The sequence below is a fragment of the Streptomyces sp. A5-4 genome, from assembly GCF_051131715.1.
Taxonomy (GTDB): Bacteria; Actinomycetota; Actinomycetes; order Streptomycetales; family Streptomycetaceae; genus Streptomyces.
On record NZ_CP178591.1, the window covers coordinates 6295273 to 6315752 of the forward strand.

Sequence of the window (20480 nt, forward strand, 5' to 3'; positions counted from 1 at the left end):
CTCGTGGTCATGGATGTTGGTTCTGTCGCTGATCTTGTGACGGGGCGGGTGGTGTCAGTGGCGGCTGTGATCATGAGCCAGGTGTACTTCACGGAGTTTCGGGGTGTTGTTCCCTCATCTGGCCGGTGTTGTGGTCGAGGTGGTCGAGCGGTCGTTGTCCGGTGTGGTCTCGATGCATGCGCGTGCTCGGTCGTCGGGCGGGGTGTGTCCGCACTGCGGTAGCGCGTCGGGCCGGGTGCACGGACGGTACGTACGGCGGCTCGCGGACGCGGCGGCCAGCGGCGCCGGGGTGGTGATCGAGTTGCTGGTGCGGCGGTTCAAGTGCCTGAACCCCGGGTGCCGGGCGGTGACGTTCGCTGAGCAGATCGCGGGGCTGACCAGCCCGCATGCCCGCTATACGCCGCTGCTGCGCGGCCAGTTGACCTCGATCGCTCTCGCGCTGGCCGGCCGCGCGGGGGCCCGCCTGGCCGGGGTATTGGGCTTGGACGTCGCCAAGGACACTCTGTTACGTCTGGTCCGTGCGGTGCCGGAAGAGCCTGTCGGAGAGATCCGTGTGCTCGGTGTCGACGATTTCGCGCTCCGCAGGGGTGCGACGTACGCCACGATCTTGGTGGACCTGGAGACCCGGCGCCCGGTCGACGTGCTGCCCGGCCGTGAGGCCGAGCCACTGGCCGCATGGCTGAGCAACCACCCGGAAATAGAGATCGTGTGCCGGGACAGGGCCGGAGCGTATGCCGAGGGCACCCGCAGCGGCGCCCCGCAGGCGGTCCAGGTCGCAGACGCCTGGCATTTGTGGCACAACCTCGGCGAGGCGGTGGAGAAGACCGTATCCGCCCACCACGCCTGCGCCCGGGCCGCGTTCGAGAACACCGTACCGGCCAAGCCGCCGCCCAGCGACGACATCTGGCAGACGCCGCCCCCGGTTGACGCGATGCTCGATGTCTGCGGACGCGAACGCCGTCTGGTGACCCGGACCAGGGAACGCTACACCGCAGTGCGGGAACTCCTGGACGGCGGCAGCACGCTGGAGGGGATCTGCCGGACACTGCGGCTGAGCCGCAAAACCGTGCGCCGCTTCGCCCGGGCCACCAGCATCGACGAACTGCTGGTCAAGGCGACAAACCGGTCCACCCTCCTGGACGAGCACACGCCCTACCTCCACCAGCGATGGAACGAGGGCTGTCGCGACAGTGCCCAGCTCCACCAGGAAATCGTCGCCCGGGGGTTCACCGGAAGCATCCAGACCGTCCGCCGCTACCTCCGCCCGTTCAAGACCTCCACCACCGCGCCGCCAGTGCCCCGTCCAGCTCCGCGGCCCCGCCGCATCGTCCGCTGGATCATGACCGCCCCCGGAAACCTGGCAGCCGTGGACGCCGCCGACCTCAAAGAGATCCGGGCCGACTGCCCCGAACTCGACGCCGTCACCGACCATGTCCGCGACTTCGCCGCCATGATGAGCGACTTGCGCGGCGACCAGCTGCCAGCCTGGATGGAACGCGTCCTCGCCGACAACCTGCCCGCCCTGCACTCCCTGGTCAACGGCCTGCGCCGGGACCAGGACGCCGTCACCGCCGGCCTGTCCACCCCCTGGAGCTCAGGCCAGGTCGAAGGCCAGGTCACACGAGTGAAATTCCTCAAAAGGCAAGGATACGGACGAGCCAACCTCGACTTCCTCCGCAAGCGGGTGCTCCTCACACCCTGACCCACCCCGTCACAAGATCAGCGACAGAGCCTGGATGTTGCCCTCGTAGCTGTCCTGCACCCCGGGCCCGAAGCCGTACAGGTCCTTGCCCGCGCCGCCCGCGGTGACGTACACGATGCCGTCCCGCGTCGGGTCGGTCGACCCGCCGATCGGCACCGGCCTGCCCACCTCGCCACCGAGAATCGCGTCCGTGCGCTCGTACACATGGTTGTGCCCGTTGATCACCAGATCGACCTGGTGCTTGGTGAAGAGCGCCAGCCACGCGTCGCGCACGCCGCCGTCCGAGGCGTGGGTGGACGTCGAATAGACGCAGTGGTGGAAGAACACCACGACGAAGTCGATCCCCGGCCGCCGGCGCAGTTCTCCGAGCCGCTTGTCGAGCCAGGCACTCTGTGCCCCATCGGTGTACCCCTGGTTGGCCGGGATCTCGTACGAGACGTCGTTCGCGTCCAGCGCGACGACACCGACATTGCCGTACGTGAAGGAGTAGACGCCCGGGGCTCCCGCCGCGTCCGGACCGTTGCCCGGGAGCGACCAGCGCGCCGCCTGGCCGCCGTAACCGTTGGGGGAGTACCAGGCCTCCATGTCGTGGTTGCCGGTCGTCACCATCCACGGCACCCGTGAGGCCACACTCTCCGTCTGCGCCAGGAACTGGTCCCAGACGCGGGCGTCGTACGCGTCCGACTCCCTGCCCTGGCCCTTGCTGTCCGCGTAGCAGATGTCGCCCGCGTGCAGATGGAAGGACGGGTTCTGGCCGAGGATCAACTGGTCGTTGGCGAGGGCGTCGTAGCTCACTCCCTGGTCGCCGAAGGCCGTGAAGACGAAGGACTCGGGGAGCGCGGGCGCCGTACGGAACGAGCCGATCGTCGACAGGCGCGCGGCTTCGGCCGGGTCGAAGCCGTCGTGCCCCACCCCGTAGTAGTACGTCGTCCCCGGGCGCAGCGCGTCCAGGCCCACATGCAGGTAGTACTGGTCGACCGCCGGCAGCTTCCGCGACAGGGAAGGTGTGTGCAGGGCGCGCACCTCGGCCTCGATCTTCCGGCTCAGCTCCCAGGGCTTGAGCCCGACGCGCAGATACGGCTTCCGGACCGCGAACGGCACCTGCCAGGAGACACGCATCTGCGTCTTGGGATCGGCGCCGAAGGCCAGATGGCGGCCGAAGGGCGCGACGAGCGACCCGTCCACGCGGGCGGTGACGGTGTCCGTCAGTAGTGACGGGGAGCCCGCGTACGCCGGACTCGCCCCGCCGAGCAGCGCGGCGCCGCCCACGGTGGCCGCGGTCGAGGAGATGACCCGTCTGCGGGAGAGCTTCGCCCGCAGGTACTCGTGCTGCTCCGGCATGCTCATGCGGCTCGCGAGGTGGTCCGGGATGCCGGTGCGGGGGGTGTCGGTCATGAAGAAGAACTTCCCAGTAACAACCAACTCCGGTCAGTACTCGGGGTGAACAGAACCTGTCGAGGTTCTGTGCCGTTGCTCCATCCGGCCGAGCGCCCGGGCCGGATGTCCGTATCGCGGACATCAGGTGTCAGGGGATGGGACGCGGAGTAGGGTGCCGTTATGTCTCGCAGCCTCAATCTCGCAGTGATCCCCGGTGACGGCATCGGCCAGGAAGTAGTGGCCCAGGGCCTCAAGGTCCTCAATGCGGTTCTGCCGCAGGATGTGAAGCTGGAGACCAAGGAATACGACCTCGGCGCCCAGCGCTGGCACCGCACCGGTGAGACCCTCCCGGACGCGGAGCTCGATTCCCTCAAGCAGCACGACGCCATCCTGCTCGGCGCGATCGGCGACCCGTCCGTGCCCTCCGGTGTCCTGGAACGCGGACTGCTGCTCAAGCTCCGCTTCGCCTTCGACCACTTCATCAATCTCCGCCCGTCGAAGCTGTTCCCGAACACCGCGACGCCGCTGGCCGGCCGCCCCGACATCGACTTCGTCGTCGTCCGTGAGGGCACCGAGGGCCCGTACACCGGCAACGGCGGCTCCCTGCGCACCGGTACGCCCGCCGAGGTGGCCACCGAGGTCAGCCTCAACACGGCGTACGGCGTGGAGCGCGTCGTCCGTGACGCGTACGAGCGGGCAGCCGCCCGCCCCCGCAAGAAGCTGACGCTGGTCCACAAGAACAACGTCCTCGTGTACGCCGGTCACCTGTGGAAGCGCGTCTTCGACCAGGTCGGCGAGGAGTACCCGCAGGTCACCACCGACTATCTGCATGTCGACGCCGCGACCATCTTCTTCGTCACACAGCCCGAGCGCTTCGACGTCATCGTCACCGACAACCTCTTCGGCGACATCCTGACCGACCTCGCCGCCGCCGTGACCGGTGGCATCGGCCTGGCCGCCTCCGGCAACGTGAACCCGACGGGCGCCTTCCCGTCCATGTTCGAGCCCGTCCACGGCTCCGCGCCCGACATCGCGGGTCAGGGCAAGGCCGACCCGACGGCCACGATCCTCTCCGTGGCGCTCCTCCTGCGACACCTCGAATTCGAGGCGCAGGCCGTCCGTATCGAGGAAGCGGTCACCGCCGACCTCGCGGAGCGCGACGGTGCGGCAGCCCGTACCACCGACGAAATCGGCGACGCGATCTCCGTACGAGTAGCGGGCTGACCCGACGACTTCTCCCACAGCCGCCGGGTCACAGACACCCGGCGGCTGTGCTTTGTCGCGGCCGGGTGCGACCATCAATCCTGGGCCGCATTTCACGCCGTTTCGTACACTGCCCCACACGCGCGATAATCGAACGTGGGGCCGCGGTATGAGGGGAAGCTCGGACGTCCTGCCAGAGGCGTGAGCGCGGTCCACCACACACAACCGGTGAAGGACAGCACTCATGACGACGCCCACGATCGAGCTCAAGCCCTCCTCACGCATCCTGTCCGAAGCAGAGCGCGAGGCGATCCTGGCCGAGCCCGGATTCGGCCGCCACTTCACCGACCACATGGTGACGATCAGGTGGACCGAAGGCCGCGGCTGGCACGACGCACAGCTCGTGCCCTACGCGCCGCTGTCGCTCGACCCGGCCAATATGACCCTGCACTACGGGATCGAGATCTTCGAGGGTCTCAAGGCCTACCGCCTGCCCGACGGCACGGTCGCCACCTTCCGCCCCGACGCGAACGCCGAGCGCTTCCAGCGCTCCGCCCGCCGCCTGGCCATGCCTGAGCTGCCCGTCGACACCTTCATCGAGGCGTGCGACGCGCTGATCAAGCAGGACGAGGCGTGGGTCCCGGAGCACGGCGGTGAATCCTCGCTCTACCTGCGCCCGTTCATGATCGCGACCGAGGTCGGCCTCGGGGTGAAGCCGGCCAACGAGTACCTCTTCCTGGTCATCGCCTCGCCGGCCGGTGCGTACTTCAAGGGCGGCGTGAAGCCGGTCTCCGTCTGGCTCTCCGAGAACTACGTTCGCGCGGTCCCCGGCGGCATGGGCTTCGCCAAGACCGGCGGCAACTACGCGGCCTCCCTGCTCGCCCAGGCCGAGGCGGCCGAGAAGGGCTGCGACCAGGTGGTCTGGCTCGACGCCCTGGAGCACAAGTGGGTCGAGGAAATGGGCGGCATGAACCTGTACTTCGTGTACGGGGACAGGATCGTCACCCCCGAGCTCAACGGCTCGCTGCTGGCCGGGATCACCCGTGACTCGCTGCTCAAGCTCGCCACCAACCTCGGGTACACCTCGGAAGAGGGCCGTATCTCGATCGAGGACTGGAAGCGCGACACCGAGAACGGCACCCTGACCGAGGTCTTCGCCTGCGGCACCGCCGCCGTCATCACCCCGGTCGGCTCGGTCAAGTCCCTCGGCGGGAACTGGACCCAGGCGGACGGGGAGCCCGGCGAGGTCACGCTCAAGCTGCGCAAGGCGCTGCTCGACATCCAGACGGGCAAGGCGGCCGACAGCTACGGCTGGATGCACCAGCTCGGCTGAAACCATCGAGGAAAGGCCGCCCCGGCACTGCCGGGGCGGCCTTTCGCGTGTCCGGAGCACGGTCCTCCCCGCACGCCACCAGCAGGACAAGGCGGAGCTCTTCCGCACCGTCATCGAGGAAAGCGCCACCCGGGTCGCCGATGCGCAGATCGCGATCATCGACCGTCATCTGCGCAAGGTCACCGACCTGGAGGCCGATCTGATCGAGTTCGGCCGCGACTGGGAGGCGCCGATGACCGGCTACGCCGACCACATTGCCCTCGTGCGGCAGATCGACGCTGACGCCGGGCACATCCCGCAGGACGCGATCGACGCGTGGCAACAGGCGGGCCCGCTCAAGGTCCGCGCGGAACTGGCGGGCCGTTTCCAGCAGTTGGCGGACCGGGGGCTGTCGCGGATCGACGACGCCGAGCGGGCGGCCCGCCACTTCGGCCTCCTGGTGACCGTCTCGAACCCATCCCGCGCGCACGCGGGCATCTCCGAGGAGGAGGCGGCGGAGATGGTCACCAGCGGGGTGCGCGTCTTTCTGCACGGCTACGTCGCCTGATTACGGGCCCACGGCCCCCGGCCCCGATCCGGCGAGCGCGCTCACGATGTCCGGGGCCCAGGACAGCAGTTGCTCGTCCGCGCCCCACGCCGCGACGCACTGGAACCCGAGCGGCAGACCCCCCGCGCCCGGCCCGGCGGGCAGACTCAGGGACGGCAGCCCCACATTGCTCCAGGGCAGACACATGATGGAACTGCCGGTGCTGCCGAGCCCGCGGGGCGCCGGCCCGGTGGCGGCCGGGGTGATCCACAGATCGATGCCATGGGCGTCCTTGGCCGCGGCGATCCGCTCACGGAACGCCTCGCGCTCGCCCAGCGCCCGCGCGTACGCGTCGTCCTCAATGCCCTGTCCCTCGCGGATCGCCTTGACGGTCTCGGGCCGGTAGAGCTCGCCGTACGCCGCGAACCACTCCGCGTGGGTCCGGGCCACCTCGTAGCGGTTCATCACGAACAGCTGCGCGACGATCTGCTCGAAGTCGTCCATCACCGGCACCGGGCGTACGTCGTATCCGGCCGCCCGCACTTGCTCGACCTGCGCGTCGAAGGCGTCGAGGGCCTCGGCCTGGGCGCGCTCCAGATAGGGGCCGACCGGAATGCCGAGGACCGGCGGCGCGCACCGGCCGCCGGATGCGGCCGACAGCCAGTCGTCGCAGACCACCGCTGCGGCCCGGGTCAGGCCGGCCACGTCGGGGGCGTACAGGCCGAGGGTGTCGAAGGACGGGGCGTTGGCGATGACCCCGTCCACGGGGATGCGGCCGAACGTCGGCTTGAAGCCGGTCACCCCGCAGTAGGCGGCGGGGCGGATCATCGAGCCGACCGTCTGGGTGCCGACGGCGAGCGGCACCATGCCCGCGGCGACGGCGGCGGCCGAGCCGCTGCTCGATCCGCCGGGGGTGTGGGCCGGGTTGCGGGGGTTGCGGGTGGGGCCCGGCGCGAGGACGGCGAACTCGGCGGTCACCGTCTTGCCCGCGACCAGGGCGCCGGCCCGCCGCAGCCGGTCCACGACCGTGGCCTGGCGGCCCGCGAGCGCGTCGGGCGGCAGCGAGGAGCCGGCCCGGGTGGGCAGCCCGTCGACGCGGACGATGTCCTTGATGCCGACGGGTACGCCGTACAGCGGGGGCCGGTCCGTGGCGTCGGGCCACCGGTCGGCGATGCCCCGCGCTTCATCCGCCAGCCGCCCCGGGCGATCCGGCTCGGGGACGAAGGCGCGTACGTCCTCGTCGAGTTGAGCGATCCGGTCGGTCAGGGCGGCGGCGTCACGCACGAGGGGGTTCACGCGGGTCAGGGTAGTGGGGGTGGGAATGCGGGCCGGCGGCGGTGCGGGGTGTGCATGCGGCGGACTAGCCCGCTTCGCGTAGCGCCGGCTCCGGCGGACGCACCGGGTCGGCCACGGGCGCCGATCCGCGCCCCACCACCGCGTACACCGCGCCGCCCACCATCCCCGAAAGCACAAAGCTGCAGTCCACCCCGCCCGTGAGCGCGAGCAGCGGACCCTCGTACATCGGCGTCGAGACCGCCGCGAGGCCGACCACCGCGCCCAGCGCCCAGGACACCGTCGCCGGAATGTTCCACCCGGCCCGGAACCAGTAGACGCCGCCCTTCGCACGGCGGTTGTAGACCTGGAGCGCCTCCGCGTCGTACCTGCCGCCGCAGCGGAAGTAGCCGATCGTCGTGATGACCGCCCAGGGCGTGCCGATCGCCGTGAGCAGCAGGACGAAGGACGTCATCGCGGACTGCGCGTCCCACGCGAAGTGCCCCAGGAAGACGAACGCGGTGGCGACCACGGCGACGACCAGCGTCGCGCGGGCGCGGGTCGCGCGCGGCAGGATCGCGTCGAGGTCGAGCCCCATCGAGTAGAGCATCAGGCCCGCGTTGCCGACGGACCCGGCGGAGGCCGCGAGCAGCAGCGGCACCAGGTACCAGGAGGGCGCCGCCGCGACCAGCGGCCCGGCGTAGTCCAGCGCCGCGTCCGCCGCCAGCGCGGTGAAGGTGCCGAAGAGCTGAGGGATCAGCAGCCCGGCGAGCAGCCCGAGACAGGAGGCGACGAAGACCGCGCGGGAGCTGTGGCGGCGCGGGGAGATGTAGCGGGTGTAGTCGCCGAGCAGCGTGATGAAGGCGATCGGGCCGCTGAGTCCGGCGGCGACGGCCGACAGCAGCCAGGTCGGCCAGAAGCCGCCCAGCAGATACGTCGACCCGGTGGGCGGCGCGGCCGTGAAGTCGCCGGCGTACGCGACGAGGCCGAGGAGCAGCAGCCCGGTCATGGCGACGGCCAGCACTTTGCTGAGCCGCAGCAGCAGCCGGTAGCCGTAGATCGCGCAGACCACGGTCAGCGCCGCGAGCAGCGCGTACACCAGGGCGTGACTCGCGCCGCCGGCCGGCATGCCGATCAGCCGGGCCAGCACGTCGACCACGACGTCGCCGCCGATCCACAGGGTCAGCGCGGTGTAGCCCAGCGAGAGCAGCAGGCCGACGACCGAGCCGACGAGCCGCCCGCGCACGCCGAACTGGGCGCCGCTGGAGGTGGAGAGGTTGGTCGCGGTGCGCAGCGACACCAGGGCGAGCGGCGCCGTCAGCAGGGTGCCGACGACCGTGCCCGCGACGACGGACGTGACGGCGGGCCACAGGCCGAGCCCGAAGGAGACCGGCAGCCAGCCGAAGATGATCACGCCCAGGCAGAGATTCGATCCGATGAGGATCGAAATGAGATCTTGAGGGCCGCTGGTGCGCTCCTCGTCGGGGACGGTGTCGACTCCGCGTTGCTCGATCGGCATGCCTTGGCTCCTGCTTCACCGGACGACTGTTTGAGTGGCGTTCAATGTGGCTTAGCTCAAGGTGGCACGTCAATGCTTCCGTCGAAGGAATCTCATTGTTAGAGTGACGATCTAATCGTGCTCCAACCCTCAGGAGGTGTGGCGGCGTGCGGCTGACCCCGACCGAACGCGACCGGCTGCTGCTGTTCGGCGCGGCCGAGCTGGCCCGGACCCGCCGGGCCCGCGGCCTGCGGCTCAATGTGCCGGAGGCGACCGCGCTGATCGCCGACACCGTGTGCGAGGCCGCCCGCGACGGGCTGCGGCTCGCGGACGCCATCGCGGCGGCGCGGGCCGTGCTCGGCCCCGACGACGTCCTGCCCGGCGTCGCCGACGTGGTGACCGAGGTGCATGTGGAGGCCGTCTTCGACGACGGCTCGCGGCTCGCGGTCGTGGCGTCCCCGATCGGCGGCGGCCTGCTCGGCGACGACGCCCCGGGCGCGGTCCTGCCCGGCCCCGCGGACGCCGAGCCGGCGCCCGCACTGCGGCTGACCGTGCGCAACACCGCGACCGTCCCCATCAGCGTGACCTCGCACTTCCACTTCTTCGAGGCCAATCCGCGCCTCGACTTCGACCGCTCGGCGGCGTACGGCATGCGCCTGTGCGTCCTGGCCGGATCGTCCGTGCGCTTCGACGCGAACGGCGGCGAACGCGTGGTCGGCCTGGTCCCGATCGGCGGCGACCGGATCGCGATCGGTTTCGCCGGCCTGGTCGACGGGCCACTGGACGCGCCGGGCGCGCGGGAAGAGGCCCTGCGCAGGGCAGCGGCCTGCGGTTATCTGGGATCCGAACCGGGAGCAGAGGCATGAGCATCGATCCGCACGAGTACGCCGCCGTACACGGGCCCCGCGCCGGGGACCGGGTCAGGCTCGGGGACTCCGGGCTGACCGTGCGCGTCGAGTCCGACGCGCAGAAGCCCGGCGACGAGTTCCTGGCCGGCTTCGGCAAGACCGCCCGCGACGGCCTGCACCTGAAGGCCGCCGCCGTCCGGGACACCTGCGACGTCGTCATCAGCAATGTGCTGGTCATCGACGTGGCACAGGGCATCCGCAAGGTGTCAATCGGCATCAGGGAGGGCCGGATCCACGCCATCGGGCGGGCCGGCAACCCGGACACCCTCGACGGGGTGGACGTGGTCGTCGGCACGGGCACCACGATCGTGTCGGGGGAGGGGCTGATCGCGACCGCGGGCTCCGTGGACACCCACGTCCATCTGCTCTCGCCCCGGATCATGGAGGCCTCGCTCGCGGCCGGCGTCACCACGGTCATCGGCCAGGAGTTCGGCCCGGTGTGGGGCGTCGGCGTCAACTCGCCCTGGGCGCTGCGGCACGCCTTCGGCGCCTTCGACGCCTGGCCGGTCAACATCGGCTTCCTGGCGCGTGGTTCGTCCTCCGACGCGGCGCCCCTGGTCGAGGCCCTCGCCGAGGGCGGGGCCTCCGGCTTCAAGGTGCACGAGGACATGGGCGCGCACACCCGCGCCCTGGACACCGCCCTGCGTGTCGCCGAGGAACACGACGTACAGGTCGCGCTGCACAGCGACGGGCTGAACGAATGCCTGTCCGTCGAGGACACCCTCTCCGTCCTCGACGGCCGTACGATCCATGCCTTCCACATCGAGGGCTGCGGCGGCGGCCATGTGCCCAACGTCCTGAAGATGGCGGGCGTCGCGAACGTCATCGGCTCGTCCACCAACCCCACCCTCCCCTTCGGGCGGGACGCGGTCGCCGAGCACTACGGGATGATCGTGTCCGTGCACGGGCTCAAGACCGACCTGCCCGGCGACGCCGCCATGGCCCGCGACCGCATCCGCGCCGGAACCATGGGCGCGGAGGACATCCTGCACGACCTGGGCGCCATCGGAATCACCTCCTCCGACGCCCAGGGCATGGGGCGCGCGGGCGAGACCGTGCGCCGTACCTTCCAGATGGCCGGGAAGATGAAGGCCGAGCTCGGCCCGATGGACGGCGACGGCCCGGCCGACGACAACGCGCGCGTGCTGCGCTACATGGCCAAGCTGACCATCAACCCCGCCATCGCCCACGGCCTGGCCCACGAGATCGGGTCGATCGAGGTCGGCAAAATGGCCGACATCGTGCTGTGGAAGCCCCAGTTCTTCGGCGCGAAGCCGCAGCTCGTCCTGAAGTCGGGCTTCCCGGCGTACGGCGTCACGGGCGACCCGAACGCCGCGACCGACACCTGCGAACCGCTCGTCCTGGGGCCGCAGTTCGGCTCGTACGGCGCGACCCCGGCCGAGATCTCGGTGGCCTTCGTCGCGCAGGCCGCCATCGACCAGGGCAACGACCTGATGCCCACCCGCCGCCGCCGCGTCGCGGTGCGCCACACGCGCGGCATCGGCCCCGCCGACCTGCGCCTCAACTCCCGTATCGGAGACGTCGGGGTCGACGGCCGCAGCGGCCTGGTCACCCTCGACGGCGACCCGCTCCGCTCGGAGCCCGCCGACTCCGTCTCCCTCAACCGCCTCTACTTCCTCTAGGACCCGCCATGACCTTCCGCATGCCCGCCGAGTGGGCCCCGCACGAGCGCACCTGGATGGCCTGGCCGGGCCCCAACGTGACCTTCCCCAACGACGAGGAGCTCGCCGAGTCGCGCGCCGCCTGGGCGGCCGTGGCCCGCGCCGTACGCGACTTCGAGCCCGTCACCATGGTGGTGGGGCCCGGCCAGTCGGACAGCGCCCGCGCGCTGCTCGGCCCGGACATCGACCTGGTCGAGCGCGAGCTCGACGACGCCTGGATGCGTGACATCGGCCCGACCTTCGTCACCGACGAGGAGGGCCGACTGGCCGCCGTGGACTGGGTGTTCAACGGCTGGGGCGCACAGGAGTGGGCCAGCTGGGAGCACGACGCGAAGATCGCCCGCCATGTCGCGGACCTCGTGGGCGTCGGTGTCCACAGCTCCCCGCTGGTCAATGAGGGCGGCGGCGTCCACGTCGACGGCGAGGGCACGGTCCTGCTCACCGACACGGTCCAGCTCGGCCCGGAGCGCAACCCCGGCATGACCCGCGCGGAGGTCGAGGCCGAGATCCACGCCAAGCTCGGCACGACCAAGGCGATCTGGCTGCCGCGCGGCCTCACCGCGGACTACCCGCCGCACGGCTACGGCACCCTCGGGCACGTCGACATCGTCGCCGCGTTCGCCGCACCCGGCGTCGTCGTCGCCCACACCCAGCCCGACCCGGCCCACCCCGACCACGAGCGGTGCAAGGCGAACGTCGCCCTGCTGCGCACCCAGACCGATGCGAAGGGGCGCCTGCTCAAGGTCGTGGAGATCCCCGCCCCGACCGTCCTCACCGAGGGCGGCGAGGACGGCGACGAGAGCGGCCACTGGGTCGACTACTCGTACATCAACCACTACCTCTGCAACGGCGGCGTCGTGCTCTGCGCCTTCGGCGACCCGCGCGACGAGGAGGCCGCCGAGATCTTCCGCGGCCTGTTCCCCGACCGCACGGTGACCCTCGTCGACGCGCGCACGATCTTCGCGGGCGGCGGCGGCATCCACTGCATCACCCAGCAGCAGCCCGCCGTGCGCGGCTGACCGAGGGGCCAGGTAGAACTGACGGGTGGAAATGAACGTGTCATGACCGGCGCCCCGGGCGCCAAGCCGCCGCGCCGCCGCAACACGGCGCCGCCCCGCGAGACGGTGCTCGCCGCCGCCATGGCGGACATCGCCGAGGGTGGCCTTGAGCGGCTCACCATGGCCGGGCTCGGCCGGCAGGTCGGCATGAGCAGCGGGCACCTCCTCTACTACTTCCACAGCAAGGACGAGCTGCTCCTGCAGACCCTCGAATGGAGCGAGGAGCAACTCGGCATGGGCCGCAGGGCCGCCCTCGCCCGCCAGGTCCCGGTCCGCGAGCGCATCGACGCGTACGTCGACCTGTACGTCCCGGCGGGCCCCCGCGATCCGCACTGGGCGCTGTGGCTGGAACTGTGGAACCGTTCGCACGCCGTCGACGAGCCCGCCCGCGCCCGCCTGCTGGACATCGAGCTGTCCTGGCACCGCGACCTGGTGGCGCTCCTCGTCGAGGGCGCGTCGCGCGGCGAGCTGCGCGCGGTCGACGCGGACCGCTTCGCGACCCGCCTGCGCGCGCTGCTCGACGGTTTCAGTACCCATGTGGCGATGGCCCTGCCCGGCTCGGAGCGCGCCCAAGTCCTCACGCAGATCGGTGAGTTCCTCGACGAATCGCTCGGCTGAACCCGCCGGACCCGCTGGGGCCCGACCGGGGCGCGGACGCATCTCACCCGGCTCGGGTTGTACGTAAACGGGCGCATTGACGAGACGCGCGCCGACGCCACCCACGACGGCGAACCGTCCGACCACGCGTCCGTGGAATAACGGCTCAGCGCGGACGGCTCCACCGTCGTCTTCAACTCGGCGGCCGGCAATCCGACCCCGGCGACATCGACCCCGTGTTCAGCGACGACGCGGCGACGGTCGCCTTCCACGCCTTCGACGACGCGAAGCTCGTACCTGACGACGCCAACGGCGAGGCCGACGTCTTCGTGCGCCGCCTGCGCTGAGCGCACCTCGCGCCGAGGCGAACGGGCGGGACCGGAGATGCCCGGCCCCGACCGCATGGTGAGATGGGGGCTCTCACGGAGCGGCAGACATGCGACACTTCGTCCGTGTTCTCGTTCGCCGTGATTATGGGCAGCAGGCGCGCCGGTCCGCACTGACCGTCTCGTACCACCACGTACGAGCGGCCATCGTGCCCCAGACCCGCGCGCAGACCTCTCGCACCCGCGAGAGGTTTTTTCGTTTCCCGGCCCCACCTCGGCCGGAACGAGGCGCGCGGGATGATGGGGGCAAGTGGAGCCATTTCTTCCGGAGCCACTCACCCGACAGGAGTCCAACCAGCCATGACCACTTCAGGCCCCGACGACAGCTTTCACGTCTTCGACACCACCCTGCGTGACGGTGCGCAGCGCGAAGGCATCAACCTGACGGTCGCGGACAAGCTGACCATTGCCCGGCACCTGGACGACTTCGGCGTGGGCTTCATCGAGGGTGGCTGGCCCGGCGCCAACCCGCGCGACACCGAGTTCTTCTCCCGCGCCAAGAAGGAGATCGACTTCAAGCACGCGCAGCTGGTGGCCTTCGGCGCCACCCGCCGCCCGAATGCCGAGGCCTCGAAGGACCAGCAGGTCAACGCCCTGCTGGAGTCCGGCGCCCCGGTGATCACCCTGGTCGCGAAGTCGCACGACCGGCACGTCGAGCTCGCCCTGCGCACCACGCTCGACGAGAACATCGAGATGGTCCGCGACACCGTCTCCTACCTCCGCGACCAGGGTCGCCGCGTCTTCGTCGACTGCGAGCACTTCTTCGACGGCTACCGCGCCAACCCGGAGTACGCCAAGTCCGTCGTACGAGCGGCCGCCGGGGCCGGCGCCGAGGTGGTCATCCTCTGCGACACCAACGGCGGCATGCTCCCCGCCCAGATCCAGGCCGTCGTCACCACCGTCCTCGCCGACACCGGCGCCCGCCTGGGCATCCACACCCAGGACGACACCGGCTGCGCGGTCGCCAACACCCTCGCGGCGGTCGACGCGGGCGCCACCCACGTCCAGTGCACGGCCAACGGCTACGGCGAGCGGGTCGGCAACGCCAACCTCTTCCCGGTCGTCGCCGCACTGGAGCTCAAGTACGGCAAGCAGGTGCTGCCCGAGGGCGCGCTGGCCGAGATGACCCGTATCTCGCACGCCATCGCCGAGGTCGTGAACCTCACCCCCTCCACCCACCAGCCGTACGTCGGCGTCTCCGCCTTCGCGCACAAGGCGGGCCTGCACGCCTCGGCGATCAAGGTGGACCCCGACCTCTACCAGCACATCGCCCCCGAGCAGGTCGGCAACACCATGCGGATGCTCGTCTCCGACATGGCGGGCCGCGCCTCCATCGAGCTCAAGGGCAAGGAGCTCGGCATCGACCTGGACGGCGAGCGCGAGCTGGTAGGCCGCGTCGTCGAGCGCGTCAAGGAGCGCGAGCTCAAGGGCTACACGTACGAAGCGGCGGACGCCTCCTTCGAGCTCCTGCTGCGCGAGGAGGTCGAAGGCCGCGCCCGGGTCTACTTCCGCACGGAGTCCTGGCGCGCGATCACCGAGGACCGCCCGGACGGCACCCACGCGAACGAGGCCACGGTGAAGCTGTGGGCCAAGGGCGAGCGGATCGTCGCGACCGCGGAGGGCAACGGCCCGGTCAACGCCCTCGACAAGGCGCTGCGCGTCGGCCTGGAGCGGATCTACCCGCAGCTCGCCAAGCTGGAACTGGTCGACTACAAGGTCCGTATCCTGGAGGGCAAGCACGGTACGGAGTCCACCACCCGGGTGCTGATCACCACGGGCGACGGCGACGGCGACTGGTCCACGGTGGGTGTCGCGGAGAACGTGATCGCGGCGTCCTGGCAGGCGCTGGAGGACGCTTACACGTACGGGCTGCTCAAGGCGGGGGTCGAGCCCGCCGAATAGGGACCTCCGCAAGGGAAGGAGCGGGTGGCCCCCGAGGAGCCGCCCGCTCGCTCCCGCCCTGTGCGTCCGTTGGTGATGAGGAGACGCGATGTCCGTACGCCGAGTGGTGCCCGATGTCCGGTCCGAGTCGGCCCTGGCGATGGAGGAGAGCCGTGACTTCTACGGCCTGCTGGGCTTCGAGGAGGTCATGAACCACGGCTGGGTCATGACGCTCGCCCCGCCCGCCAACCCCACCGCCCAGCTCACCTTCGCCACCCACGACCCGTCCGCGCGGGTCGAGGCGGACCTGAGCATCGAGGTGGACGACGTGGACGCGGCGTACGCGGCCATGGTCGCCGCGGGCGCGCGGATCGTGCACCCGTTACAGGACGAGGAGTGGGGCGTACGCCGCTTCTTCGCCGTCGACCCGAACGGCAAGGTCGTCAACGTCCTCAGCCACCGCTGACCACGCCTGCCCGTTTGTTCACCCTTTCGGGTAGCGTCGAAGCATGAGGAGCCGGCTGCTTTCCACTCTGTCCGGGCTGCTGCTCGCGCTGGCAGCCACCACTCTCGCCGTCGCGCCGGGCGCCCAGGCGGCCACGCCGCTGGACACCGCGGCCAACGCGCTGCGCGAAGGCCCGGTGTATGTCGCACCCGGCGCCGCCGCGCAGCTCTCGGCCGCGGACGCCAAGGCCCTGACGAAGAAGATCGAGGACGCGGGCAAGCCGGTGTTCGTCGCCGTACTGCCGAAGAACGCGGATTTCCCGGCCGACGGGCTGCTGAGTACGTTGCGGGCCAAGACGGGGGTCACCGGTCTGTACGCGGTCCGGCTCGGTGACGGCTTCAACGCGGGCGCGGACCCGAGCGTGCTGCCGAAGCAGGCCGTCGCCAACCTCACCGCGTCGGTGAAACCGGCGGGCGGCGCCACGGACGCCGCCACCCAGCTGAACTCCTTCGTCGACGACGCCCTGGAGCAGAGCAGGGGCAGCGCCCCCGCTTCCTGGGACCCCGGGGCCTCCAATGGCTCGTCCGTCGGCGGTCTCATCACCCTCGGTGCGGTCGTCGCGGCGGGCGGCGCCGGCGCGTTTGCCCTGGTCAGGCGTAATCGGCAGAAGCGGGCCGCGCAGGAGCGGGTGGCCCTGGAGAAGCTGCGGGTGGTCGTCGACGAGGACATCACGGCGTTCGGCGAAGCGCTCGACCGGCTGGACTTCCACCCGGGCGAACCGGGCGCGGACGACGCGATGCGGGGCGACTACGAGCAGGCGCTGGACGCGTACGAGAAGGCCAAGTCGGCCATGGCGTCGGCGATGAAGCCCGACGACGTGCGGGGAGTCACCGAAGCCCTTCAGGACGGCCGCTACTCGCTCGCGGTCCTCGCCGCGCGCCGCACCGGCGGCGAGATCCCGGCCCGCCGCCCACCGTGCTTCTTCGACCCGCGCCACGGGCCCTCCACGGCCGACGCCACCTGGGCCCCGCCCGGCGGCGCTGTCCGCGAGGTCCCGGTCTGCGCGGCGGACGCGGCGAGGCTGGCCGATGGCCAGGATCCGATGACCCGCACGGTCGAGACGGCCGACGGCCGCCGCCCGTACTGGGAGGCGGGCCCGGCGTACGGCCCGTGGGCCGGCGGCTACTACGGCGGCGGCATACTGCCCGGCCTGCTGGTCGGCACGATGCTCGGCTCGATGCTCTCCACCCCGGCCTACGCCGACACCGGCGCCGGCGGCTACGACGGCGGCGACTTCTCCGGCAGCGACTTCAACCCGGGGGACTTCGGCGGCGGAGGCGACTTCGGCGGGGGCGGCGGCTTCGACGGCGGGGGCGGCGGCTTCTAGGCCCTGCTCCCGGTCGGGGCGCCGACGCGTCGGCCCCGCCCGATGCGACAGAAGTGGGGCGGGCCCACCAGGGCCCGCCCCACTTCGCTCACCCCGGCCGCAGCCCGCATCAGGCCTGCGGGGCCGCCTTGATGGCGGAGATGTCGAAGGTCAGCTTGACCTTGTCGCTGACCATCACGCCGCCGGTCTCCAGGGCCGCGTTCCAGGTCAGGCTCCAGTCGGAGCGCAGGATGGTCGCGCTGCCCTCGAACCCGACGCGATCGTTGCCGTACACGTCGGTCGCGGAGCCGTTGAACTCCAGGTCGATGGCGAGGGGCTTGGTGACGTCCTTGATGGTCAGGTCGCCGGTGATCCGGTACGTGTCGCCGCCGAGCTGCTCGGCCGACGTGGAGCGGAACGTCATCAGCGGGAAGGTCTCGGCGTCGAAGAAGTCGGCGCTGCGCAGGTGACCGTCGCGGTCGGCCACGCCGGTGTCGACGCTGGCGATCCGGACCTCGATCGAGGCGGCGGAGCGGGCCGGGTCGGAGCCGTCCAGGTGCAGCGTGCCCTCGTGGTCGGCGAAGCTGCCGCGGACATTGGTGACCATGGCGTGGCGGACCGTGAAGCCGATGCTGCTGTGCGCCGGGTCAATGGTGTAGTCGCCGGTCAGGGCAGCCAGGGCCGGGTCCACCGGAAGGGTGGCGGTCGCGGTGGGGGCGGTGTCGCTCTTGCGGTTGAACAGAGCCATGGCTCCTCCTCAGGTTTAGTCCAACATTCAATGACACCGACTCTAGACCATTCTGGTTCAACTTTCAACATCTGGCCGTGCAGGGCGGTGCGGGTGGACCGGAGGGGGCCGGACAGGGCTGTGCCCGGCCCGCTTCTGGTACGGCGGGCCGGGCACAGGGGCGCGGCGGCATGACGGGACGGTCAGAAAGGCATGTGGCCGCGGCCACGACGACCGGCGGAGCCGCTCTTCCCCACAGCCTTGGAGCTGCTGCGGAACGGCTTGCTGAACAGCCGGCCCAGCACGCCGGGAGCCTTGCCGCCGACGCGCGAACCCGCGCCCAGGGTGCGCTGGGTGCCGCGCTCGGGGTGCTTGGAGAGGCGCGGGACGAGGAAGGCCAGTACGGCCAGGACCACACACACGGCGACGATGCCGACAATCATCATGAGAACTCCTGAAGTCGAAGGGTCCATGTCGAGTGCCCCGCCGCACTGCCCCCATGCGCTCCGCCGTCCGGCGGGCGTTGGGTGGGGGCGGAGCTGAGGCGCGGACGAAACCCGTGCACGCCCTCTGGCGGACGCGCGTAGAACCCGGGACCATCTCCTTGCTCCACCTGCACAGCCGACCCATTCGAAGCACGGTCACCAGCAGGAGGAAAACCTCGTGAGAATCCGCTCCGCTCTCAGTGCGATCACGCTCGTCCTCGGCGTACTCTTCGCGCCCGGTTTCGGCGTCTTCGGTGGTGCGACCGACGCCCAGGCCGCCACCAAGGTCAGCCATGCCACGGCCACTTCGATGTTCAGCTCGTCCGGAATCACCTGGTCGTCGTCCGGCGGCTGTTCCGACCGCTACAACTCCACCTGTACGTCCTTCGACCAGCTCAACCTCGACAGCGCGAAGGGGGCGCAGACCCTCAGGAGCGCGACCGGCTGCGGGCTCAACATCACCGGTGGCACGGAGACCGGGCACGCGGGCGGCACGTACTCGCACTGGAACGGCTACAAGCTCGACTTCGGCAAGTCGACCTGCGTCACCAACTACATCAAGAACACGTTCGCGTACATCGGGGTGCGCGGTGACGGCGCCCCGCAGTGGAAGTCCGGCTCCGGCAACATCTACGCCGACGAGGGCAACCACTGGGACGTGACCTACTACAACTGCGGCGGCTGCTGACCCGGACGCGCGGGTCTATCAGGATTCAGGTGTGGTTCGTCTGTTTGGCCTACAGGTTTTTCGGTGGGCTGTTCGGTCTACACCCGTCCGGCGGTGAGGCGGCCGTCGAAGAGGACGTCGAACTCGTTCAACGCCGACTTCCAGCGGTTGTTCCAGCGCTGGCGGCCGCGGCCGGTGGGGTCCAGGGCGAGGGTGGCGAGGTAGAGGCGCTTGAGGGCGGCGGTCTCGTTGGGGAAGTGTCCGCAGGCCTGGGCCGCGCGCCGGTAGCGGGCGTTGAGGGACTCGATCGCGTTGGTGGTGTAGACGACCTGCCGGATGGCGTCGGGAAGGCCGAGGAAGGGCACGAACTCGCTCCAGGCCCGCTCCCAGGTCCCGGCGATCGAGGGGTAGCGCTTGCCCCACTTGTCGTCGAAGTCCGTCAGCCGTGTCCGGGCCTCGTCCTCGTTGACGGCGGTGTAGACGGGCTTGAGGTCGCGGGCGACTTCGGCCCAGTCGCGGCGCGAGGCATAACGCAGGCTGGCACGCAGGAGGTGCACCACGCAGGTCTGGACCACGGTCTGGGGCCAGACTGCGTTCACTGCGTCAGGCAGGGCGCTGAGCCCGTCGCAGACCAGCATCAGCACGTCACGGACGCCTCTGTTCTTGATCTCGGTCAGCACCGTCTGCCAGTATTTGGCGCCCTCGCCGCCGTCCCCGGCCCACAGCCCGAGGATCTCGCGATAGCCGTCGGCGGTGACCGCGACGGCCACGTAGATGGGCCGGTTGGCGACAGAGCCGTCCCGGATCTTCACGTGCACGGCGTCGATGAAGATGACCGGGTAGACCGAGTCCAGCGGCCTCGTGCGCCACTCTGCCATCGATTCCAGGGCCTTGTCGGTGATCGTGGAGATGGTCTCCTTTGTCGTCGTCATCCCGTACGTCTGGGCGAGATGGGAGACGATTTCACCGGAGGTCAGTCCCTTCGCGGTCAGCGAGAGCACCAGGTCGTCCAACGCGCCGGTGCGGCGGGCGTACTTGGGCAGCATCCGGGGCTGGAAGGTACCCAGCCGGTCTCTGGGGACCTGCACCGTGACAGCACCGACCTCCGTCATCACCTTCTTGGCCCGGTACCCGTTACGGGTGTTGCCACCCGAGCGCGACCCGCGTCCACCGACCCGGCCGGCCTCCACGGCCAGATGCTCGTCCATCTCGGCTTCCAGAGCGGACTGCATCAGGTGCTGGGCCAGCTCCGGCAACAGGCCGCCCTCGCCCATCAGCCGCAGTCCCCCGCCGCGGACCTTCTCGGCCGCGAGCGCGGCCAGCTCCTCCAGCAGCTCGCTGGACAGACCGTTGTGCGATACCGGCAT

At 70.6% G+C, this 20480-nt stretch carries 18 protein-coding genes; 12 read left to right on the forward strand and 6 right to left on the reverse strand.

The annotated features are described in order from the left end of the window. Positions 1 to 103 precede the first annotated feature (103 nt). On the forward strand, positions 104 to 1702 hold the full coding sequence (locus tag ACLLJJ_RS29580; protein ID WP_434588078.1) for an ISL3 family transposase: 1599 nt from the start codon (positions 104 to 106) through the stop codon (positions 1700 to 1702). 9 nt (positions 1703 to 1711) lie between these two features. Here the strand turns inward: ACLLJJ_RS29580 and ACLLJJ_RS29585 are convergent, their stop codons facing one another. Then, the gene (locus ACLLJJ_RS29585) at positions 1712 to 3097 is read right to left on the reverse strand and encodes a purple acid phosphatase family protein (protein ID WP_434596990.1); all 1386 of its coding nucleotides are present in this window, start codon (positions 3095 to 3097) and stop codon (positions 1712 to 1714) included. Positions 3098 to 3259: 162 nt separating this feature from the next. On the opposite strand from ACLLJJ_RS29585, the gene ACLLJJ_RS29590 reads away from it, so the two are divergent. The 3 genes from ACLLJJ_RS29590 to ACLLJJ_RS29600 all read left to right on the forward strand — a co-directional run bounded on the left by ACLLJJ_RS29590 (position 3260) and on the right by ACLLJJ_RS29600 (position 6162). After that, entirely contained in the window at positions 3260 to 4303 is a 1044-nt protein-coding gene (locus ACLLJJ_RS29590) for a 3-isopropylmalate dehydrogenase (protein WP_434596992.1), read from the forward strand. A gap of 223 nt (positions 4304 to 4526) precedes the next feature. Continuing rightward, the gene (locus tag ACLLJJ_RS29595; RefSeq protein ID WP_434596994.1) at positions 4527 to 5615 is read left to right on the forward strand and encodes a branched-chain amino acid aminotransferase; all 1089 of its coding nucleotides are present in this window, start codon (positions 4527 to 4529) and stop codon (positions 5613 to 5615) included. 232 nt (positions 5616 to 5847) lie between these two features. Further along, the gene (locus ACLLJJ_RS29600) at positions 5848 to 6162 is read left to right on the forward strand and encodes a TetR/AcrR family transcriptional regulator C-terminal domain-containing protein (protein WP_434596996.1); all 315 of its coding nucleotides are present in this window, start codon (positions 5848 to 5850) and stop codon (positions 6160 to 6162) included. Here ACLLJJ_RS29600 and ACLLJJ_RS29605 read toward each other — a convergent pair whose 3' ends face one another. Further along, the gene (locus tag ACLLJJ_RS29605) at positions 6163 to 7437 is read right to left on the reverse strand and encodes an amidase (protein WP_434596998.1); all 1275 of its coding nucleotides are present in this window, start codon (positions 7435 to 7437) and stop codon (positions 6163 to 6165) included. Between the two features lie 64 nt (positions 7438 to 7501). Next, positions 7502 to 8932: a cytosine permease gene (locus ACLLJJ_RS29610; protein WP_434597000.1), complete on the reverse strand. Its 1431-nt coding sequence runs from the start codon at positions 8930 to 8932 to the stop codon at positions 7502 to 7504. Between the two features lie 146 nt (positions 8933 to 9078). Here ACLLJJ_RS29610 and ureA point away from each other — a divergent pair, with 146 nt between their 5' ends. From ureA to ACLLJJ_RS29645, 7 genes are all read left to right on the forward strand, one after another. After that, complete coding sequence (gene ureA, locus ACLLJJ_RS29615) at positions 9079 to 9777, forward strand: urease subunit gamma (protein ID WP_434597002.1); 699 nt, start codon at positions 9079 to 9081, stop codon at positions 9775 to 9777. After that, on the forward strand, positions 9774 to 11462 hold the full coding sequence (locus ACLLJJ_RS29620) for an urease subunit alpha (protein WP_434597004.1): 1689 nt from the start codon (positions 9774 to 9776) through the stop codon (positions 11460 to 11462). Before ureA ends, ACLLJJ_RS29620 begins: the two co-directional genes overlap by 4 nt. 8 nt (positions 11463 to 11470) lie before the next feature. Further along, positions 11471 to 12520 (forward strand): agmatine deiminase family protein, encoded by a 1050-nt coding sequence (locus tag ACLLJJ_RS29625; protein ID WP_434597007.1) that lies wholly within the window; start codon positions 11471 to 11473, stop codon positions 12518 to 12520. Positions 12521 to 12562: 42 nt separating this feature from the next. Then, the gene (locus ACLLJJ_RS29630) at positions 12563 to 13177 is read left to right on the forward strand and encodes a TetR/AcrR family transcriptional regulator (protein WP_434597009.1); all 615 of its coding nucleotides are present in this window, start codon (positions 12563 to 12565) and stop codon (positions 13175 to 13177) included. Positions 13178 to 13842: 665 nt separating this feature from the next. After that, positions 13843 to 15444, forward strand: a complete 1602-nt coding sequence (gene cimA, locus ACLLJJ_RS29635) for a citramalate synthase (protein ID WP_434597012.1) — start codon at positions 13843 to 13845, stop codon at positions 15442 to 15444. 88 nt (positions 15445 to 15532) lie between these two features. Continuing rightward, a complete protein-coding gene (locus ACLLJJ_RS29640; RefSeq protein ID WP_434597014.1) occupies positions 15533 to 15889 on the forward strand; it encodes a VOC family protein in 357 nt (118 codons plus the stop codon). A gap of 43 nt (positions 15890 to 15932) precedes the next feature. Further along, the gene (locus ACLLJJ_RS29645; RefSeq protein ID WP_434597016.1) at positions 15933 to 17255 is read left to right on the forward strand and encodes a hypothetical protein; all 1323 of its coding nucleotides are present in this window, start codon (positions 15933 to 15935) and stop codon (positions 17253 to 17255) included. A gap of 109 nt (positions 17256 to 17364) precedes the next feature. Here the strand turns inward: ACLLJJ_RS29645 and ACLLJJ_RS29650 are convergent, their stop codons facing one another. Together ACLLJJ_RS29650 and ACLLJJ_RS29655 are read right to left on the reverse strand one after the other, a co-directional pair. Further along, positions 17365 to 17982, reverse strand: a complete 618-nt coding sequence (locus tag ACLLJJ_RS29650) for a YceI family protein (protein ID WP_434597019.1) — start codon at positions 17980 to 17982, stop codon at positions 17365 to 17367. Between the two features lie 182 nt (positions 17983 to 18164). Beyond that, positions 18165 to 18407, reverse strand: coding sequence for a DUF6411 family protein (locus tag ACLLJJ_RS29655; RefSeq protein WP_434597021.1), 243 nt, complete (start codon positions 18405 to 18407; stop codon positions 18165 to 18167). 217 nt (positions 18408 to 18624) lie between these two features. Between ACLLJJ_RS29655 and ACLLJJ_RS29660 the strand changes: the two genes are divergently transcribed. After that, positions 18625 to 19134: a hypothetical protein gene (locus tag ACLLJJ_RS29660; RefSeq protein WP_434597024.1), complete on the forward strand. Its 510-nt coding sequence runs from the start codon at positions 18625 to 18627 to the stop codon at positions 19132 to 19134. Between the two features lie 77 nt (positions 19135 to 19211). On the opposite strand, the gene ACLLJJ_RS29665 is transcribed toward ACLLJJ_RS29660, so the two are convergent. Next, the gene (locus tag ACLLJJ_RS29665; protein ID WP_434600248.1) at positions 19212 to 20480 is read right to left on the reverse strand and encodes an IS256 family transposase; all 1269 of its coding nucleotides are present in this window, start codon (positions 20478 to 20480) and stop codon (positions 19212 to 19214) included.

Coding starts and splice junctions, on each gene's coding strand:
- ACLLJJ_RS29595 (WP_434596994.1), top strand. CDS start 4,527: ATGACGACGCCCACGATCGAGCTCAAGCCCTCCTCACGCATCCTGTCC.
- ACLLJJ_RS29650 (WP_434597019.1), bottom strand. CDS start 17,982: ATGGCTCTGTTCAACCGCAAGAGCGACACCGCCCCCACCGCGACCGCC.
- ACLLJJ_RS29630 (WP_434597009.1), top strand. CDS start 12,563: ATGACCGGCGCCCCGGGCGCCAAGCCGCCGCGCCGCCGCAACACGGCG.
- ACLLJJ_RS29600 (WP_434596996.1), top strand. CDS start 5,848: ATGACCGGCTACGCCGACCACATTGCCCTCGTGCGGCAGATCGACGCT.
- ACLLJJ_RS29620 (WP_434597004.1), top strand. CDS start 9,774: ATGAGCATCGATCCGCACGAGTACGCCGCCGTACACGGGCCCCGCGCC.
- ACLLJJ_RS29625 (WP_434597007.1), top strand. CDS start 11,471: ATGACCTTCCGCATGCCCGCCGAGTGGGCCCCGCACGAGCGCACCTGG.
- ACLLJJ_RS29645 (WP_434597016.1), top strand. CDS start 15,933: ATGAGGAGCCGGCTGCTTTCCACTCTGTCCGGGCTGCTGCTCGCGCTG.
- cimA (WP_434597012.1), top strand. CDS start 13,843: ATGACCACTTCAGGCCCCGACGACAGCTTTCACGTCTTCGACACCACC.
- ACLLJJ_RS29655 (WP_434597021.1), bottom strand. CDS start 18,407: ATGATGATTGTCGGCATCGTCGCCGTGTGTGTGGTCCTGGCCGTACTG.
- ACLLJJ_RS29585 (WP_434596990.1), bottom strand. CDS start 3,097: ATGACCGACACCCCCCGCACCGGCATCCCGGACCACCTCGCGAGCCGC.
- ACLLJJ_RS29590 (WP_434596992.1), top strand. CDS start 3,260: ATGTCTCGCAGCCTCAATCTCGCAGTGATCCCCGGTGACGGCATCGGC.
- ACLLJJ_RS29665 (WP_434600248.1), bottom strand. CDS start 20,480: ATGCCGGTATCGCACAACGGTCTGTCCAGCGAGCTGCTGGAGGAGCTG.
- ACLLJJ_RS29610 (WP_434597000.1), bottom strand. CDS start 8,932: ATGCCGATCGAGCAACGCGGAGTCGACACCGTCCCCGACGAGGAGCGC.
- ACLLJJ_RS29640 (WP_434597014.1), top strand. CDS start 15,533: ATGTCCGTACGCCGAGTGGTGCCCGATGTCCGGTCCGAGTCGGCCCTG.